Below are 17151 nucleotides of genomic sequence, written 5' to 3'. Positions count from 1 at the left end.
AATTCTATGTGGGTTTAACTATTGGTATTTCTTCTATGTAATCCTCACTTAAAACTTTTAAGGCTTCTTTTTTTAGTTCTTTAAAGTGAGTTGAAAGTTCTTTTTCTTGTTTTGGTTCATTTGTAATGCCCAATGCTCCTATCATTTTATTTAAACACTCATCAGGTGTTTTTTCATTTAGAGCATCCTTTAACTCATCAAACATTGTTTTATAAGAAGAGGAAAATATGGATAATAATATATGGCCCCACGTATTTTCTTTATCATGGATAAATTTGGAGACCAGTTCGATTACATTCGATTTTTGATGATCAAACGCTAGGGCTATTTGATTAAGACTTAATTGAAGTCCAAGTACATTTGACTGCGCTCTAATTATAGAGTGCTCCAAAGTAGCGATTTTTAGAGCTATTGGCAAGTCAACGGGTAAAGGTTGAGAAGTCTGGTTCAACTTAATACTTGCTGCATTTAGATATAATCTAAACATTCCTTCTAAGCGCGAACAATCCATGTTCTTCTTCAATAGTTGGATTTTTTCATGAATGCTTTTGAAGCTTTGAACCATTTTCCTTTGTTTTTCAAGCTCTTTGCTCAATTCCTCAATATCCGTATTTATCTTAGCGAATGTATTAGTTGATCTATGTTTTATAACATTAACGTATTCATCTGCTAAGAAGTCAATTTTAGCTGGTTTTAACATCGCCAAGTTTTTTAACTCTTCTTCTATATTGTTAATGAGCTGAGAAGAGGCGGGAGCTTCCAAAATTAATTTTTGCTTTTCAAGCTTAGAGTGAATTATGCGAAGTGGTTGTAAAACCGCATCGCATTTTTTATACAACAATTCTAAAGAAATGGTATGGCTTGGTATGCCCCCCATAAATTGGGGAATCCCCCAACTTCCTGTCCATAATATTGCCGTGACTTGTTCTCGATAAGAGCCATATTGGTATTTAAAATATTCATTCCATCCAGCCTTTTCATTTTCCGGTATCTCCAGATCGAATAAAAGTTGATTGAATTTTTCTGGGGTATCATAGTGCTTCCAAAATTGACTCATGAGTTCCTGGTTTCTTTCCAAAGGCACATTCTCTAAGAATTGGTGTAATTTAGCTACTCGATTAAAATGTTGTTGCGGAAAGCTATCGATATTTTGTTGAATTTGACCTTGTTGTATTTTTAAACTGTTTAATTCCTGCTTAAATTGTGTGTATAAATTATCTTCTTCTGAAAGAATTTCCTTTGATGGGTTAAGTACTGGAACAGTATTTTTTCTGACCTCTAATCGGTTTTTTAGTTCGTTAAATTTACTAATCAAATGATCCTTTATGAACCCCATTTCCTCCTTAAATCTGCTTGGGGTTAGGCGTGAACCTAATAATTTTTCCTCAAGTGCGCTTATAGAAGAATAAAGTGCCAAAATATTATCATGCTTAGACAGTTCCACTCGATCGGTATCATATTTTAGAATCCAGCTTTTTAATCCATTTAAAATATCATCTATAGCTTCATTATTAAGTGTTATACCGAATCCTATTGAACCAAATCCATTGACCCATCCATTGCTTAGCCCAGAGAGGAGCTTATCGATAGGGGCAATTTCAGGATGATCTTGGGGTAAATCTCGTTTTCGTTCGAGTGCTAAAGCTGCTAGGGAAAAAATTAAAGTCCAACTACGCTTTTGGTTGCTGTCTTTTTCAATTTCGGCAGACATCCTACCGGTTTTTTCTTTCATTTCTTTGGTAATATAATCTAATTGCTGTGCAAGAGGAATTGTTTTGCATTGATGAATAAAACCAATAAATGCTTTTTCTATGCCTCGTTTGTAATTGTCAAACGCAGGATCAATTTTAGTTTTTCCGTTATAGGTAGTGAGAGTTGCTATTGTTTGGTCTAATAGAGCGGTATCAATCATGCCAAGCCTATAATCAGTTTGATTAAGCACTATTATAGGCTTGGAAGATTAAGGAAAAATTAGGCTCGGTATAATAACGAAATAAAATTTAAATTCCTAACATGACCTTAAGCCAAAATACTTGTTGTGAGCGCATTGAGCTGTTTTATATCAGGGTCATGTATACTTACCGCTGCTACAGAGGGTAAATTAAGAAAATGTTCTGCTTCTTCCCATTCAATTTCCGCTGGAAATAGTTTTAAGTGAGGAAGACACTTATTCAATAGTGTACAAAAAGCTAAGTCAGCCGGGAAGGGACGGACGTGTCCAAGTCCAAGACTCATCACTGCCATGGCTTCGGAAATTGTTGCAACCCCTGGCAAATAGTTGAATGAGTAAACATTTGCGGTTTGTGCAATTTCAGGTAGATACCCAGGGCTGGTCGCAAAATGTACGCCTGCCTGATAGCAGTTTTCAAGTTGTTGCGTATCGATTACACCACCGGCACCGATTTTAAGGGAGGGGCAGCGGGTGACTGCCTGGGCTAATAATTTTTGATCTGTTGAATTAATTTCAACTAAATCGAAACCGGCTGCTTTAATTTGTTCTAACCGTTCAAACAAAAAATTGTCTACATCCAGTGATATAATTACAGATTGCTTTCCCAGTAACTTATCTAAGATCATGGTGAGTCCTACGGTGATGTATTTTTTTAGTAAACTTTGGTTAAGTCACAAAGTTTAATGTTAGAAGAGTTAGTTTGTGTTGGCAAGTATATTTGCGATTCTTATTTGAAGAAATTAGGGTAATTCATTAGTTATTCAAGAAAGCAATCTTGGACCCCGAGGATTTAAATATGAACTCTCGGAGTCTAAGCTACGGAAATTGTTTAGGTGCTCGGTGTTGTATTAAATGGAGAAAGGGGTTGGGTCTGATCACGCTGCGCCACTGGGCTTTCTTCTGAAGTCACATTGGGCTTATAAGCTTCTTCAAATTTGGCCATATGTTTTAAGAAACTATTCATCGCTACCTCTGGAACAGGTGCTCTTTCCAACATACCCATAAGTTTTCGTTTTAGAGCTTCAGGATTAAACTTATCCAATTCATTTTTTTTGTCTTCTGGTAAATTTTTCTTTGCTTCATCGGTAAGAAACTTATCTACTTCTTTTTGTGCTCTGGGATCTTGTATTGTTTTAACTTTTGAAAACATAAATCCCCATGTAGGTTTGGGTTCATTACTGATAGTTTGAACAAATGCAGCAGCATTAAAAACTGGTTGTGGGGATGCAGTTGGGGTCGACGATATTTTAGATTGAGTATCAGTTGGAGTGGATGTAGCCCCTAAGCCATAACTTGCACCCGTGATTGTGGACCCTGGTGGCTGCATAGCTAAGTCAGGAGAAGATGTTAATGCTTGTTTCGCATTTGCGCGAGCGGCTTGCATCGAAGTAATATGGTTTTTAACCATTAATTGTTCTGCTTTGTTTACCACTAGTTTTGAACGGGTTTCATCCTTTCGGGAAGCATTTTGTTCGACTTCTTGTTTTTTTACGTGTTGAACTACATTTTTTACACTCATTATCTCGGGTTTTGCATTTTCAAAGCGTGCTTGCGCTTCGGCTAACTTGAATGAATCATTTTTGACGTCATCCCACTTTTCTCCTTTATTAAGAAGATAAAATTCACCGTTGTGCTTCACAAGCCCCGGGGCTTGATCTTTAGGCAGAGCAAACAATGCTTTGTCATAAGTAACGCCTTCTGAATTTAAGTCTGCGTCAAAAAATACTTTTTCATTCCCCACTTTGGATTTTATGTCCTTTAGGCTGGCTAGTTGGAGGTTCAATGCATTTTGTTGATCCAATATCTTTCGCGCTTCTTTTTCATTGCCTTTATCTAATTCTTCAAATACATGCTCCGTCAATCTATCTATTTGTCTTTCAAGTGAGCTAATTTCTCTATCGAGCATTTCTGGATTTTTTTCGAAGGTTGGGGCCGATTTATCATAGGCGTTCAGAACGTTATTGTAAGTTGTATGCTTTGCCTCAATGGCTAAACTTTCTTCTTCAAGCCTATTTAACTCTTCGTTAAGGGCTTTTTCTTGTGTTTTAAGATTTTTTTGCTGTTCTTGATAACTTCTAATTGAGCTATCGTAGCCCTCTAAAGTATCCTTAAGTGCACTGTTCTGCTCAGAGGTCTTTTTCTTCTGAGGAGTTTGCTCGCTGGGTTTTAAAGCTTTCTCCTGTTGCATCTCAATTAACTCATTTTGAGCTTTTTGTGCTTCAGCCTCTTCTGAGAGTAGCAGATGGAATAGAAAACCTTTTTTACGCTCCTCCATCAGGATGTCTTCTTGTATTTGAAGTTGCCGCTCTTCTTCAATAGCTCGCTCATGAGCTAACTCAGAACCAATTTCATGAATTACTGTTTCTCCAGCAGGGGATAATAAGAAGATCTTTATATCTTCAGGATTATGTAAACCGAATTGGCTCAGATCAATGGTAGAAGGATTAGGATCCGCGTCCTTAGATGAAAAAGTAAGCTCTCCACTGGTTATTTTAGATTGTATGGAGGCATCCAGTTTTTCACTTAAAAGTGCGAACTCATCTGAGGTTAGGAATTCTGTTAGGTTTTCTTTTGCAATCGACATAGATCTTTATCCTGTTGCACCATAGTATAATTATATACAAAATCGTTCAATAAATCACCAGAAATGAGTGGTACTAGAGTGAGCATGCTAAATACTATAGCTGATTGTTTCATTTTGAGAAGAGCCTTCTGAATTACTTTTCGATTTTTTTACTGCCAATATAGGGGGATGATGAGAAATGGTTTGAGAATGCTTTTCGCTAAATTGCGATTCACTGCTTTTGCTCAAGAGCGTTTGTAATAAACAGTGGCTGTTTGAATGTGGAATTAATTCATAACGTCTAGGGTCACTGGAATAATATTTTCCATCCTCTAAGGTTGTGTGTAATTTTAAATCTTCTTTTGCAAATGCCCAATAATATAGATGACCACGTTGACTTTCTATAAATGATAACAAAGTTTGTTTCAACATACTGGCTTGATCATCGATCCAGTTGCAAATCGAGGTGGTTCCTTTTGCACTCGTGCTAAACAAAAATCCAAAAGAATGATCCCAGGCTTCGCCAATAGCACAGATAATATTACCTACAGAATAGGCAAGAATACGCGTTATAGGGTCTAAAATACTAAATGCGATGCGAGCCGAGAAAGAAATAAAATCAAAAATAGGCAATAAAATAAGATTTTTTATTAATTGTGATAGTGGAATGCATAGAGCACAAATCACATTAATGCCGAAATTGAACAATGGATTATCAGAAAAATGACCAAATGGCCAAGTGAAACCATAAAGTGGTGATAATCTAAAATTAGCCATTAAATTATCTGAATGTGGTCTTGCTGCAAAGGAAAGGAATAAGTCTCCTATATCACTGATATTTCCTAGAATAGCAAGCATTTTAGTTAGTAGATTTGTAATACCACGAAAGGGTACATGAATAAAAAGAGCACTGACTTCGATAATTGGAATGGTGAGAAGCGCTAAAATAAAATCAGTAGAGGCTGCAAGAACCTGTTTGCTGACTTTCTTAATAAGGATTCCACTTTTTCGCCAGCCTTTAAGAAAACCATTATAGAATCCATAATAGTAACCTTCAAAAAAAGGAGCGATACTCAGCTTCCCTAAAGTGACAACACTCTTAAATAGCCATTTACAGGTGCCAAGAAACCAATCCTCGCCAGGATGCATAATCGTATCATAAATAGCTGCGCCACCCTTTCCGCCTAAAGCGGCATAATTGGTGTAAGGAAAATCTCCCATTTCACGTCCCAAGGAAGGAATTACTTTAGTTAAACCATAACCAAGGCTAAGTGCTAATGAGGCAATAATCGCAATTTCTGCCGGATCTTCTTTGAGTATTTTGAATGCTTCCACAAAAAATTTATCCAAATTTCCACCCGCCACGACGCTTTGCCAATAAGTCATCGATGCAGAAATGGCTTCAGAGATTGTGCCATGACTCATCCAGTGAGCAAGTTTTTGTGTCGGTTCAATTCCCGCAATTAAACCGTGTAAGTGCAATTTAGTTAAAATTGATTTAAGGAACTCGGGAGCAAGTACTGCTCCACCTCCATAAGCATAAGCTGCAATTGCTAAAGTACCGATCAATGGATTTTGCTCGCTCACATCAATAAAAAAACTGGCGATATGGCGTATTATCTCTAAAATTCGATGAAAGGGATTGTCATAACAGTGGGGACTTGGTGGATGATTGGGCCGGGCAATGATATAAGGACTGTTGCTAATCTGCTCTTTAATAAATTCTTCTAAAGTTTGGCCATTCGCTAACAGGCCTTTATTTTCCAATGCTGAGCTTAGAGAATCCCTTGATTTGCTATTTTTGCTTTCCTTTTTATACCCATCTAATTTTGGGATGTGGGTTTTATGAATGTGGTTGAAAAAATCATCACGCAGATCATGGATAATAAAGTGACGCATGCTTTTATAGAATTTATAGAAAAACCGAGGTATACGCGAAATAAATGCATTAAGTCTCAGGCTAACACGTTCTGGTAAGTAGAGATGACGTTTACTGATTTGTCCTAAAGTGTATAGATCATGTCCTTCGGGCAGGGGGTAGAAAAGTCCATCATGAACAAAATAGCGTAATTGCATTATTTTGTTCTCTTGTCTAATAAGGATAAGCTCTTCCTTAGCAATAATTATCCAACTACCATGGGGCAGTTTACTGATTCTTTTTTTTGCTTTTTTTTTGGTATCAGCAATTATTGGTTGGCTTTCGCTCTTAGTATATTTGCTGATTAGGGTTGGTAAATCGAGGTAACCTTTTTGTATAAACCCTTGTAAGCTATAGTAGGGGGTGATCTTTGTTATGGTTAGGCCATCTAATCGTTGTTGTATTTCTGTCTTGTGTTCTGGTTTTTTATCTATTGCCAGATAATTGATCCAATCTTGGCCATCTCGCCATAATTTATTCAAAAAAGCTGCAAGTTGTGCAATTCGATTTGCAGGAATATTACTCAATGCAGGTGCCGGAGATAATTTGTAATAGGAACAAATAGCTTTTAATGCAGCATCTAAATCTTTACTATCGTGTCCTATGTGGAGCTCGCTATCCCAGACAAGGCATGGTTGTTTTGCTTCTTGTTTTTTTACGACATCACTAAAATCCATTTGATCGAGGCGTGATACAGCATAGACACGATTAAAGGAGTAATGTTGGGCTGTTTTATGGGCTTCGTAAAGAAGGTTTCCTAAGGTGCCTTCGGATATCAGCGGGGAAATTGCTAACAAACGATTTTGATTGGAACAGTGGCCAATAATTTTAATCACTTGTTTTCTTAATGCTTCCTGACCTTCATGATCCTGACTCGCTAATCGTCGCTCCGTTTTTAATAATTTTTTTAACGCTTTAATGCATTCATTAGCAAGCTGTAATTTTTTTTCTTGTACCGAACTTAAGGGCTGGCTGTAGCTTTCTGAACGTATGCGGTAACGATGAACTTTGCTAATAACATTGGCTACTAATGAACAAGGTCGATCGCCGGGAAGCAGTTGGATCACCTCTGACTTATAGGTAAATAACATGAGCTGCACTGTTTTTTTATTATGATTGGCAATTAATCGCAGTCTATCTCCTCCTGGAAGAAGATATTCCATATTGTAATGACCGTATAAAACAGCTCCTGCTTCGTTACTAAATAGGCTTCCTGTTATGGTTGGCAGTGCTTGATGACTAAAGGGTGTAATGGCTAAGGGAACGATAAGCTGAGTGTGGCCTTTCGATGTTACAAAATTAGACATTGGAACTATCCGTTGTTCACATACTGCACAGGATACTTGGTTTTTTAGTGAAATATCAAGTGGAAATGCTTCAAATCTGGAAATTTTATGGTGTGACTGATAGAATGTTTTAAAAATAAACAGGAATAAATTTTAATGATTAGTTATTGTGGTTATATCGCTTTAGTTGGCAGGCCTAATGTGGGTAAATCAACCCTTCTTAATTGTATTATGCAGCAAAAAGTGAGCATTACCTCAAGAAAGCCACAAACAACTCGGCATAGTATCTTAGGGATACGTACTGAAGGTGAATACCAATTTGTTTATGTAGATACTCCTGGAATTCACCAAGGAAGTAAAAAAGCAATGAATCGTATGATGAATAAAACTGCGATTAGTGTATTGCGTGATGTGGATGTGATTGCTTTTTTAGTTGATGGAACGCATTGGCAAGACGAAGATGAATACGTTTTGAATTTAGTAAAACAAGCCAAAGTACCCTGTGTTTTAGTGGTAAATAAAGTGGATAAAATTGATGATAAAAGTCAGTTGTTACCATGGATAGAACAAATAAGTCAAAAACATGAATTTGCAGCAATCATCCCTATATCTGCAAAAACAGGGGTACAGGTGGATGAATTGCAAGAAAAATTACAGAATTATTTGCCTGAGGGGCCTCATTTATTTCCAGATGATCAATTAACTGATCGGCCTATAAAATTTTTATGTGCGGAATTGTTGCGGGAAAAAATTTTCCGCTTTTGCGGACAAGAATTACCTTATTCTGTTACCGTAGATATTGAATCTTTTAAGGATGAAGGCACTCTCGTGCGTATTCATGCATTGATTCTTGTGGATAAAGATAATCACAAACGAATGATCATTGGTGATAAGGGACAAAAGCTAAAAGAAATGGCAACGAATGCACGCGTGGACATGGAAAAACTATTAGGTAAGAAAGTATTCTTACAGTGCTGGTGTAAGGTAAAATCAGGCTGGTCGGATGACGAGCGTATATTAAAACAATTAGGTTATGACAACTAGGACAATAGCAGCTTGGGTTTTACACAAAAAATGGTCTGGGGATACCAGTGCTCAAGTCAGTTTTTTTACACGCGAGCTTGGAGTGATTCAATGTCTTTATAAGGGCGGACGTACCCCTAAAAAACAAGCCCTGTTACAACCTTTTACTTCGTTATGGATCAATCTTGCGGAACGTCGTGAGCGATATTATGTACAAACTACTGAAAGTACTTCCCCATCACTCCAGCTTACAGGCAGCTCGCTTTTTGCAGGTTTATATTTAAACGAAATTCTTTACTATGCCCTCAGTCGCAATTCTTCTGACTCGGCATTATTTGATGCTTATTTATTTACTTTAAATGCCCTTACATTAGCAAAGGAACGATTAGTCATTGAAGCGTTATTAAGACGTTTTGAGTGGACTTTACTGCATGCATGTGGTTATTCCTTTTCATTAACCCAGGAAGCGCGAACAACAAATTTGATTGTCCCTGATTCGTATTATCAATTTGTTGCTGGCGAAGGTTTTATTCGCGACAGCAGAGGAATTTCAGGTGCGCATATTCTTGCCTTGGCACAAGATAACTTAAATGAGGCTCCTTACCTTAAATCAGCAAAAATAATTATGCGTCAAGCAATCGATCATCTTCTGGGTGGACGCGAAATTAAAACAAGGGCTTTGTATCTTGCTGAGTGAAAAGAACTGGGCAAGCAGGTGAATGAATTCACGGAAATATTCCTGACTTAAACTGATGTAACGAAGATATATGTTCTAAGCAACTTGAGTTTAGGTCAGAATGGACTTTATACTCTTTATTTTATGTGTAAGGTGTAGAATGAATAAGCCAATACTATTGGGTGTTAATATTGATCATATAGCTACAGTACGTCAAGCACGTGGTACCCGTTATCCTGATCCTGTTCAAGCGGCTATTGATGCAGAAGAAGCGGGTGCGGATGGCATTACTCTGCATATGAGAGAAGATCTAAGACATATCCAAGCGCGTGATGTACGTTTGATCAAAGAAGTTTTGCAAACACGAATGAATCTTGAATTGGCAGTTACGGATGCCATGCTTGATTTTGCTGAAGAAATTTCACCCGAGCATACGTGTTTGGTCCCGGAAAAACGTGAGGAATTAACTACAGAAGGGGGACTGGATGTAATATTGCACCAAAAATCAGTAGACCGTGCTGTACGACGTTTGCAATCTATGGGTAGTGAAGTATCTTTATTTATTGACCCAGATCGTGAACAGATTAAGGCTGCAGCAGATATTGGTGCTCCTGTTATTGAATTGCACACCGGTTGTTATGCTGATGCTACTGATGTGGAACAGCAACAGTATGAATTATCGAGAATACAACACGCTGCGGAATATGCAGCGAGTTTAAATTTGATTGTCAATGCCGGCCATGGTCTCAATTATCATAATGTGCAACCTATAGCGTCTATTAAAGAATTACATGAACTTAACATAGGCCATGCAATTATTGCCCGAGCTTTATTTTGTGGTATGAAAGAGGCGGTAAGACACATGCGTCAACTAATGCAGGAAGCAAGACTTTATGTCAACATCTGACGTGATTGTTATTCGTATTACCGGAGACTCAGGCGATGGGGTGCAATTGGTGGGAGAACAACTCACCATTAGCGCGGCACTTACCGGCCGAGATGTGCGGACCCTACCTGATTTTCCTGCTGAAATTCGAGCGCCAGCGGGTACTGTAGCGGGAGTTTCTGGTTTCCAACTGGCGATGGCCGAGCATGCTATATTCACCGCAGGTGAGTCGCTTGATGTGCTTGTTGCATTAAATCCAGCCGCATTAAAAAACTCCTTGCAACATCTGAACCAAGGCGGTTTGTTGATTATTAATGAAGACAGTTATCAAGAAAAGGATTGGCAAAAGGCGGGAATGGATAAGAGTTTTCTAGACAATTGTGCCGAACATTATCAAATTGTTTCATTTCCTTTAATCACCCAGACTCTACAGGCCGTGTCTTCGCTGGAATTAACTAAACCGCAAGCCACCAAAACCAAAAATTTTTATGTTTTAGGTTTGGTTTTGTGGTTATTTGATTTGCACACTACCGCATGCGAGTCGTTTATAGCTAAAAAATTCAAAGCAAACGCTGTTGTTGCTAAAGCCAATCAATTGGCTTTATTGGCGGGATATAATTATGCAATGACTTTAGAATTAACTCGCCGCGATTATATGCTAGGTGAAGTGAATCGAGATGTGGGGGATTATCGGCAAATTACAGGGGTCGAGGCAGTGGGATTAGCACTCGCAACACTTGCTACGTCGACACAAATACCGACCTTAGTTTCGGGATATCCAATTACTCCTTCTTCAGCAATCCTGCATGAATGTGCCCGCTTATCTGATTTTGGAGTACAACTTCTGCAAGCAGAAGATGAAATTGCTGCAATTTGTGCTTGTATTGGCGCTGCATATGGCGGGAGGTTGGCTTTAACTACAACCTCCGGTCCTGGATTGGATCTAAAAAGTGAAAGTTTGGGTTTGGCTGTAGTTGCTGAATTACCTTTGGTTTTGCTTGATGTCCAACGGGCTGGAGCTTCGACGGGTTTACCTACGAAAACAAGTCAAAGTGACTTGCGACAAGCACTTTATGGACGTCATGGTGAAGCGCCTTTGCCGGTGCTAGCAGCACAATCCGCAGCCGATTGTTTTTATACGACTTTAGAAGCATTTTATTTAGCCATTAAATTCATGACTCCTGTAATTGTTCTATTGGATGCTTATCTGGCAAATGCTGCTGAGCCGTGGAAAATCCCAGATGTATCTTCTTTAAAATTACCTCAAGTTGAATTTAACCGTTTTCCAAAACCGTTTACTCGGGATGAGTTTTTGAGTCGTAGTTGGAATAAGCCCGGTACTCCAGGATACATTCATCAATTGGGGGGCTTAGAAAAACAAGGTGAAGAGGGACGGGTAAGCTATGATGCTGAGAATCACCAAAAAATGGTTCATTTACGTCAGCAGAAAATCGATGGAATCGCACAAGAGTATGCCCCGTTGACAATTGAAGGGGATGCTAATGCAACCCTCATTTTAATTGGCTGGGGTAGTACCTATGGCAGTTTAAAATCAGCGGTGCAGCAATGTTTGGCAGAAGGGTTGGCGATTGCTTACGTGCATTTACGTCATCTGAATCCTTTGCCGAATGATTTAGGCGCTATTTTGAAAAAATACGATAGGGTATTCGTCGCAGAATTAAACTCTGGACAATTATGCCAAATTATTCGTGCCCGTTATTTGGTTGATGCTCGTGCAATCAGTCAATCGAATGGTCAGCCTTTTACCGTCAGTCATCTGGTGAACACTATAAAATCGGAAGCCAACTATGAACAACAACTATAAACGTGAAGATTTTGCCAATGCAAATGAGGTTCGCTGGTGTCCAGGCTGTGGTGATTATGCAATTTTAATGGCCCTGCAAAAAATATTACCTGAGTTAGGCTTACCACCAGAACAGCATGTGTTTATTTCCGGAATAGGTTGTGCGGGCCGCTTGCCTTATTATATGAATACGTATGGTTTTCATACTATTCATGGTCGAGCAACTGCGGTGGCAACGGGGTTAAAAGCGTTAAGGGATGATCTGTGCGTTTGGGTCATTACTGGAGATGGGGATGCTTTAAGTATTGGAGGCAATCATCTGATCCATATTTTACGACGTAATGTAAACGTAAATATTTTATTATTTAATAATCAAGTATATGGTTTAACTAAAGGACAGTTCTCTCCCACATCACAAAAGGGCCAAGTAACGAAAACCTCGCCCAAAGGGGTAGTTAATGAACCTGTGAATCCGCTTACTTTAGCCCTAGCAGCGGGGGCTAGTTTTATAGCTCGTGGAGTAGATAAGGATCCCGTTCATTTGGGTTCAATATTAAAGAAAGCACAGGAACACCAAGGCTGTTCTTTTGTTGAAATTTATCAAGATTGTAATATTTTCAATCATGGTGCTTTTGATGAGTTTGCGCTGAAAAGTAATCGTGCCGAGAATACAGTCCTATTAGAAGAAGGGCAACCTTTAGTTTATGGTGCGCAAAAAGAGAAAGCTTTGCATGTAGAAGCAGAAGAGTTCGCTCGTGTTTCAGCAGAAGAAACTGGTCTTTATCGACATGACCCAACTAGCTTCGCCGCGGCGATACGACTCGCTTCCCTATCTTTTCCTGAGTATCCCGTTCCTTTGGGGATTTATTATCAAAAAACTCGAGATGTGTTTGCTCTTCCTCAAGAAGTCAAAAAGACTGTAAATGACTTACCGGAACTATTCAGGGCAAAAGCTACTTGGCAACAAAGTTAAATAGAGTGCTACGAGTATTAACGTCCTGAAATATCCACTAGTGAGCACGGAACCTATCCACCAGTGGATATTCCACCCCAAAAAAAATCCCGGCAAAAACGAACCGGGATTTAGGTAGAGGAGAACGATAACTAGTCGCGGCCTGAAAATGCACTTAGTATATTAAGCAAGCTGACGAACAAGTTATAAATTGATACAAAAAGACCTACTGTAGCGGAAATGTAATTCGTTTCACCTTCATGAATAATTGCACTTGTTTGCATGAGAATTAATCCAGAAGAAATAAGTATAAAAACGGCTGAAATGGCTAATTGTAGCGCCGGAATTTGAATGAAAATTCCTGCTATCATTGCCAATAAAGCAACCATTACACCAACAAAAAGAAACCCACCTAGGAAGCTAAAGTCTTTCTTAGTAGTTAATGCATACCCAGAGAGTGCGAAGAAAATAATTCCAGTACCACCCAGAGCGGTTGCAATTATTTGTGGACCATTAGAAAAATGGCTGATATAAAAGTTCAGCACAGGACCTAAGGTATAACCCAAAAAGCCCGTGAAGGCAAAAACGCTTACGAGTCCCCAAACGCTATTTCGTAACGCTTGAGTCAAAAACATTAACCCATAAACACCAACTATCATCAGAAGAGGATTCATTGGGCGTGCGCCGCTTGTAAGCGATAAAACGGCCATAAATGCACTGAACAAAAATGTCAAACCGAGTAATAAATAAGTATTACGCAGTACCTTATTGCTTGAGAGTGCAGACTCATTGCTTCGAGTCAGAATAGTGACATTATTTCGGTTCATTGTTTAGAGCTCCTCTATATTTATATTTAGTTTAGCATATCTATGGATGAGTTTCCCATATTTCAAGTTTAAAACGAATTATTTTTGTTTTGAGGTTCTACAGTACTATAGTAGTATTATAAATAAATTTTGAATAGAGCGTGTAGGCAAGATTATTATCTTAGGGCAATCCAATAAGTTATGAAATATGGGTCGTTTGCTAAGGTGGATACCCAATACTGGCAGGGCATATTGATAATTTAAGAATAGATCCCAGGATGACAAAAATTCTTAACTTAATGATCGCGATCCTTTAGGATCCAGTTACCAGAATACGCGGAAAATCTCGACATTTTTGATGTCATAAATTTTAGGATTTATTATGGCACGAGCAGCATTAGTACAAATGGTTTCCTCAGCAGGAGTTGCTGATAACTTACACCAAGTCGAACAATTAATGATTCAAGCTCGTGAAGAGCAAGCTGAACTTGTACTCTTGCCTGAGAATTTTGCATTTATGGGACTTCATGAAGAAGATAAATTGCAAGTTGGTGAAAGATTTGGCGTGGGAGCTATACAACAAAAAATCAGCCAATTGGCAAAAAAATTAGGGTTATGGGTAATTGCGGGGACTATTCCTCTTAAAAGTTCAGGATCCAAAGTACGTGCCAGTTGCCTAGTGTATGATAATCAAGGTAAATGTGTAGCACGCTATGATAAGATTCATTTATTTGATGTAAACGTCTCACCAACTGAAGCATATCAGGAGTCAATGTCCATTGAACGCGGGCACCAACTGGCTCTTGTTGACACTCCAGTTGGAAAAATAGGATTAACGGTTTGTTATGATCTACGTTTTCCTGAACTCTACCAGCAGCTAATGTTGCAAGGAGCGCAAGTTTTTACGGTTCCTTCTGCCTTTACAGCTCTAACTGGCCTTGCACACTGGGAGGTATTATTGCGAGCCAGAGCCATTGAAAATTTATGTTATGTCTTAGCAGCAAATCAAGGGGGGCGTCATGAAAATGGACGAACCACTTTTGGTCATAGCATGATTGTTGACCCTTGGGGGAAAATCCTCACTCAAAAAGAAACGGGTACCGGAGTGGTGACAGCAGATATTGATTTACAAAACCAAAAGGAAATACGTCGAAAATTTCCCTGTATCGATCATCATGTATTAAACTTATAGGTAGATACTATGTTTTTGATCGCAAAACCAAGAGACACTATTTTTATTTATTAAGGTAATTAAATGACAGAAGCCCTTACTACAGCAAAAAAGATTTTACTAGCTCCTGCAGCACTGGATGAAACGGGTATAGAAAAATTATTCAAAACAATGATGAATCATCATATTGATGATGCCGATCTTTATTTTCAAAGTTGCAGTTATGAATCTTGGTATTTGGAAGATTCAGTAGTGAAAAGCGGGAGCTACTCCTTAGATCGAGGCGTAGGAATTCGCGCCGTTAGCGGTGATAAAACAGGATTTGCTTATTGTGATGATATTTTATTACCTTCGATGTTGCGAGCTGCTGATGCAGCCCGTTCTATTGCACTGACTGGTTCTAAACCAATTCAAGCCATTCAAGTAAAAGGAGCGGCTGTAAGTCGTTATCAAGGTTTAAATCCAATTGAAGGCATGAGTAAGCAAGAAAAAATTGCTTTGTTAGAAGCGATTGATAAAGAAGCGCGTAGTATTGATCCTCGTGTAATTCAGGTTAACGCTTCATTAAGTGGTTGCTATGAAGTTGTTATGGTGGCTGGAATGAATGGCCAAATGATTGCTGATGTCAGACCCCTAGTGAGTATTAATGTAAGCGTTATTGTAGAGGACAAAAATGGACGAAGGGAGTCAGCACGCTCTGGTGGGGGTGGGAGAGTACCTTATTCCTATTTTTATGAAAAAGAAAATGCCTTGAGTTATGCTCGAGAGGCAGTGCGCGAAGCCTTGATTAATCTGGGAGCACAACCTGCACCAGCTGGGACAATGCCAGTGGTTTTGGGCCCGGGTTGGCCGGGTGTTTTATTACATGAAGCTGTAGGACACGGTTTGGAAGGAGATTTCAATCGTAAAGGATTATCGGCATTTTCTGGCCGTATTGGACAACAAGTTGCAGCTCCAGGAGTTACGGTAGTTGATGACGGAACTTTAAAAGACAGACGTGGTTCTATAACTATTGATGACGAGGGCACTCCTTCACAATGCACTACGTTGATTGAAAATGGTATTTTGGTGAATTACATGCAAGATAAGTTAAATGCCAAATTGATGGGTATGAAGTCTACAGGTAATTGCCGTCGTGAATCTTATGCCCATGTACCTATGCCTAGGATGACGAATACTTACATGTTGGCAGGACACCATGATCCTGAAGAAATTATTCGTTCAGTAAAACGTGGTTTATACGCGGTCAATTTTGGGGGGGGACAAGTTGATATTACCTCAGGCCAATTTGTATTTTCTGCCAGCGAAGCATATCTCATTGAGAATGGAAAAATCACTGCGCCAGTTAAAGGAGCCACACTTATTGGTAATGGTCCAGATGTGATGAAAAAAATCAGTATGATTGGTAATGATTTGGGGTTGGATCGAGGAATAGGGGTTTGCGGTAAAGAAGGGCAATCTGTTCCGGTTGGAGTAGGTCAACCTACTTTGAAAATCGATGCTTTGACAGTCGGTGGAACAAGTTAATTTGGATAGGGTAACCTGGGTGAATCGAAACCGAACCTGGTTTTGTCTTAGAGAAGGGCTCCTGGGTTCAGCTATGCTTTCACCCAGGATTTAAAGATCTAAAACTTAACCTCTTAAACCAGCTGGAATTCTAACACTGATGGAATTGTTCGATTGGGCTTGTACTGTGCCTCCCATACCATTAGTCACAGTATAAGCTACGGTAAATCTTGGATCCGCAGGATTATTGCTTTGATAACTACAAATGATGTTTCCTGAGGCACTGTTATAAGTCACTGAATCATTAAAATAGTTTATTAAATTAGCGGGAACATCTTGAACCGATCCATTAGAACGGAAGTATACTTGTAGTGTTTGAGATAATACATATTCCACACCATAACCACCAATATAGTTTCCAAAATGGGTTACAGCAGTGGGTCCTTGAGTCGCCGGACAGTAGACATTAATATCATAGGCAGTGGGATCCGCCATTGCGATTCCAGGAATAAAACTAGAAATCAATAATAATGAGCTTAAAGAGAAATTCTTAATCATAATAGTTCCTTCTATTTAATTAAAAGCGATGACAGGCGATTAGATTGTTAA

Annotated in this window: 13 protein-coding genes; 7 read left to right on the top strand and 6 right to left on the bottom strand. The window is 38.9% G+C overall.

Annotation, left to right across the window (positions count from 1 at the left end; translation table 11 throughout):
• Positions 1 to 4: 4 nt before the first annotated feature.
• The 4 genes from HBNCFIEN_RS10375 to HBNCFIEN_RS10360 all read right to left on the bottom strand — a co-directional run bounded on the left by HBNCFIEN_RS10375 (position 5) and on the right by HBNCFIEN_RS10360 (position 7739).
• Positions 5 to 1912, bottom strand: a complete 1908-nt coding sequence (locus HBNCFIEN_RS10375) for a hypothetical protein (RefSeq protein ID WP_182391020.1) — start codon at positions 1910 to 1912, stop codon at positions 5 to 7.
• 107 nt (positions 1913 to 2019) lie between these two features.
• Positions 2020 to 2577, bottom strand: a complete 558-nt coding sequence (locus tag HBNCFIEN_RS10370; protein WP_182391019.1) for a bifunctional 4-hydroxy-2-oxoglutarate aldolase/2-dehydro-3-deoxy-phosphogluconate aldolase — start codon at positions 2575 to 2577, stop codon at positions 2020 to 2022.
• Between the two features lie 203 nt (positions 2578 to 2780).
• Positions 2781 to 4535 (bottom strand): hypothetical protein, encoded by a 1755-nt coding sequence (locus HBNCFIEN_RS10365; protein WP_182391018.1) that lies wholly within the window; start codon positions 4533 to 4535, stop codon positions 2781 to 2783.
• A gap of 87 nt (positions 4536 to 4622) precedes the next feature.
• Entirely contained in the window at positions 4623 to 7739 is a 3117-nt protein-coding gene (locus HBNCFIEN_RS10360) for a hypothetical protein (protein WP_182391017.1), read from the bottom strand.
• Between the two features lie 135 nt (positions 7740 to 7874).
• Here HBNCFIEN_RS10360 and era point away from each other — a divergent pair, with 135 nt between their 5' ends.
• The 5 genes from era to HBNCFIEN_RS10335 all read left to right on the top strand — a co-directional run bounded on the left by era (position 7875) and on the right by HBNCFIEN_RS10335 (position 13080).
• On the top strand, positions 7875 to 8762 hold the full coding sequence (gene era, locus HBNCFIEN_RS10355; RefSeq protein WP_182391016.1) for a GTPase Era: 888 nt from the start codon (positions 7875 to 7877) through the stop codon (positions 8760 to 8762).
• Positions 8752 to 9438, top strand: a complete 687-nt coding sequence (locus HBNCFIEN_RS10350; protein WP_182391015.1) for a DNA repair protein RecO — start codon at positions 8752 to 8754, stop codon at positions 9436 to 9438. The genes era and HBNCFIEN_RS10350 overlap by 11 nt, the downstream gene beginning before the upstream one ends.
• 139 nt (positions 9439 to 9577) lie before the next feature.
• Positions 9578 to 10324, top strand: coding sequence for a pyridoxine 5'-phosphate synthase (gene pdxJ / locus HBNCFIEN_RS10345; protein ID WP_182391014.1), 747 nt, complete (start codon positions 9578 to 9580; stop codon positions 10322 to 10324).
• Positions 10311 to 12128 (top strand): 2-oxoacid:acceptor oxidoreductase subunit alpha, encoded by a 1818-nt coding sequence (locus HBNCFIEN_RS10340; protein WP_182391013.1) that lies wholly within the window; start codon positions 10311 to 10313, stop codon positions 12126 to 12128. Before pdxJ ends, HBNCFIEN_RS10340 begins: the two co-directional genes overlap by 14 nt.
• Positions 12112 to 13080 (top strand): 2-oxoacid:ferredoxin oxidoreductase subunit beta, encoded by a 969-nt coding sequence (locus tag HBNCFIEN_RS10335; protein ID WP_182391012.1) that lies wholly within the window; start codon positions 12112 to 12114, stop codon positions 13078 to 13080. The genes HBNCFIEN_RS10340 and HBNCFIEN_RS10335 overlap by 17 nt, the downstream gene beginning before the upstream one ends.
• A 131-nt stretch (positions 13081 to 13211) precedes the next feature.
• Here the strand turns inward: HBNCFIEN_RS10335 and HBNCFIEN_RS10330 are convergent, their stop codons facing one another.
• Positions 13212 to 13886, bottom strand: coding sequence for a Bax inhibitor-1/YccA family protein (locus HBNCFIEN_RS10330; RefSeq protein WP_182391011.1), 675 nt, complete (start codon positions 13884 to 13886; stop codon positions 13212 to 13214).
• A gap of 361 nt (positions 13887 to 14247) precedes the next feature.
• Here HBNCFIEN_RS10330 and HBNCFIEN_RS10325 point away from each other — a divergent pair, with 361 nt between their 5' ends.
• The gene (locus tag HBNCFIEN_RS10325; RefSeq protein WP_182391010.1) at positions 14248 to 15057 is read left to right on the top strand and encodes a carbon-nitrogen hydrolase family protein; all 810 of its coding nucleotides are present in this window, start codon (positions 14248 to 14250) and stop codon (positions 15055 to 15057) included.
• A gap of 63 nt (positions 15058 to 15120) precedes the next feature.
• Complete coding sequence (gene tldD / locus HBNCFIEN_RS10320; RefSeq protein WP_182391009.1) at positions 15121 to 16563, top strand: metalloprotease TldD; 1443 nt, start codon at positions 15121 to 15123, stop codon at positions 16561 to 16563.
• Between the two features lie 105 nt (positions 16564 to 16668).
• Here the strand turns inward: tldD and HBNCFIEN_RS10315 are convergent, their stop codons facing one another.
• Positions 16669 to 17100, bottom strand: a complete 432-nt coding sequence (locus HBNCFIEN_RS10315; protein WP_182391008.1) for a hypothetical protein — start codon at positions 17098 to 17100, stop codon at positions 16669 to 16671.
• Between the last annotated feature and the right edge of the window lie 51 nt (positions 17101 to 17151).

It is taken from the genome of Legionella sp. PC997 (assembly GCF_014109825.1).
Classification (GTDB): Bacteria; Pseudomonadota; Gammaproteobacteria; order Legionellales; family Legionellaceae; genus Legionella.
This window is presented reverse-complemented; position numbering and strand designations above follow the sequence as displayed.